We start from the raw sequence: 2,084 nt of genomic DNA, 5'->3' as shown, positions 1-2,084 counted from the left end.
CGACGTCGTAGCGCTTGATGCGGCGGGAAACATAACCAAAAGCAAGATAAGATTTTTCTACCAAGACAAAAAATACCGCATCTCAAAGATAAAACTAGACGGCCAAAGTAGATTTTTAAACGAAAAAATCCCCGAACTAGCGCAGCAATACGCCAAAAACTACGACGCTATGAGCAATCTGGAAAAGATGAAGTTCGTCAATGAAAATCTCCGCGAGGCAAATGAGAAAATAATCTCGCAAATCGCCGCAAAAGTCGAGATAGACGCTGCGGAAAATTTTAGCGTAAATAAATTTTACCCGCTAAAAAACGGCAAAGCGGTAGCGAGCTTTGGCGACCACAGATATTATACCTTTGAGGACAAAGACGTCAGCGAAAGCTGGCACATGGGCATCGACCTAGCCTCGACGCAAAAAGCCGACATCATTGCTAACAACGACGGCACGGTCGAATTTGCCGCGGATAACGGCATCTATGGGCGCAACATTCTGATAAATCACGGATTCGGGCTATTTTCGCTCTACGGACACTGTAGCTCGCTAAATGTCAAAGCCGGCGACTCGGTCAAAGCGGGCGACGTCATCGCAAACACGGGCGTTACGGGCCTAGCAATGGGTGATCACTTGCACTTTGGCATGCTAGTGCAAGGTATAGAAGTGCGCCCGGAGGAGTGGATGGATAACGGCTGGATGAAGGATAACGTCACGGGCGTTTTGAACGCGGCTAAAAAAATGGTCGAATAAATTTGCCATTTTGTTGTAAATTTGTTGTATAATGGCAAGAGTAAGAAAAATAAGGGCGAAAATTTGAAACAAACAACCATAAAATCAACCGTAGAAGGCGTAGGCATCGGACTTCACAAGGGCGAACCGATAAAAATCACGCTTGAACCGCTCGGGGCAAATTCGGGAATAATATTTTATAGAAAAGACCTCGGAGTGAGCTTTAAGGCAGAGCCGAAAAACGTCATAAACACCCAAATGGCTACCGTTATCGGCGGCAAAGAGGGCTACATCTCGACGATCGAGCATCTCCTTAGCGCGATAAACGGCTACGGCATTGACAATATCCGCATAGTCCTAGATGCCAACGAAGTTCCAGTCATGGACGGCTCGGCGATAAGCTACTGCATGATGCTGGATGAAGCGGGCACGGCTGAGCTAGAAGCAGATAAAAAAGTAATCGTAATCAAGCGCCCGGTAGAAGTAAACAAAAACGGAAAATTCGCCAGAGTAACGCCGTCAAATAACCCGAAATTCGACTTTACTATCAAATTTGCCCACCCGATAATCGGCGAGCAAAACTACGTGTTCGAGTTTAGCAAACAAGCCTACATCGAGGAGATCGCACGCGCTAGGACGTTTGGATTTTTAAAAGACGTCCAGATGCTAAGAGCGCAAAATTTAGCCCTCGGCGGCAGCCTAGATAACGCCGTGGTTATCGACGATAATAAAATTTTAAATCCCGAAGGCCTGCGCTTTGAAAACGAATTCGTTCGCCATAAAATTTTAGACGCGATCGGCGATCTAAGCTTGATGGGTGCGCCATTGATGGCTGATTATACGAGCTTTGCGGGCAGTCACGAGCTAAATCATGAGCTAACGCTAGCCATTCTAAGCGACGATAAAAACTACGAAATTGTCACGCTAAAAGGCGATTTCGCGCGCGAGTACCAAAAGGTATTTGCATAAAAAATATCCAAATTTTAGTTATCGCTCTTAGCTCGCCGCTAATCGTCGGCATTTATGACGAAAACGGCGAGCTTTTAGAGCAAATTTCTAACGAAGAAAAATCCGACGTCTCCCTAGTAAAAATCATGGACGAGATTTTAAACGGCGACGAATTTAACCTGCAAAAAATTATCTACGCAAACGGCCCGGGAAGCTTTATGGGCGTGAAAGTCGCCTACGTCGTTTTAAAGACGATTAGTATCGTCAAAGAGTGCGAATTTTACGCAGTTAGCGGCTTTGAGCTAAACGGCGGCGCTCCGATACGGGCGAATAAAAATTTAAGCTTCGTAGATACGCCTGAAGGCATCAAGCTACAAAAAGCAGAGGCCGGCGAATTTAGCTTGCCGCAAAATTT

The 2,084-nt window shown here is 45.8% G+C and carries 2 protein-coding genes and 1 pseudogene; all 3 read left to right on the top strand.

Annotation, left to right across the window (positions count from 1 at the left end; translation table 11 throughout):
• Positions 1-742, top strand: a 742-nt coding sequence (locus H740_RS02865; RefSeq protein ID WP_002951088.1) for a M23 family metallopeptidase, incomplete at its 5' end; no start/stop codon positions are given.
• A gap of 63 nt (positions 743-805) precedes the next feature.
• On the top strand, positions 806-1,690 hold the full coding sequence (gene lpxC / locus H740_RS02860) for a UDP-3-O-acyl-N-acetylglucosamine deacetylase (RefSeq protein WP_002951080.1): 885 nt from the start codon (positions 806-808) through the stop codon (positions 1,688-1,690).
• Positions 1,691-1,815: 125 nt separating this feature from the next.
• Positions 1,816-2,084: pseudogene (locus H740_RS02855) on the top strand (glycoprotease); the annotation flags it as partial.

The organism is Campylobacter showae CC57C (genome assembly GCF_000344295.2).
Taxonomy (GTDB): Bacteria; Campylobacterota; Campylobacteria; order Campylobacterales; family Campylobacteraceae; genus Campylobacter_A; species Campylobacter_A showae_B.
This window is presented reverse-complemented; position numbering and strand designations above follow the sequence as displayed.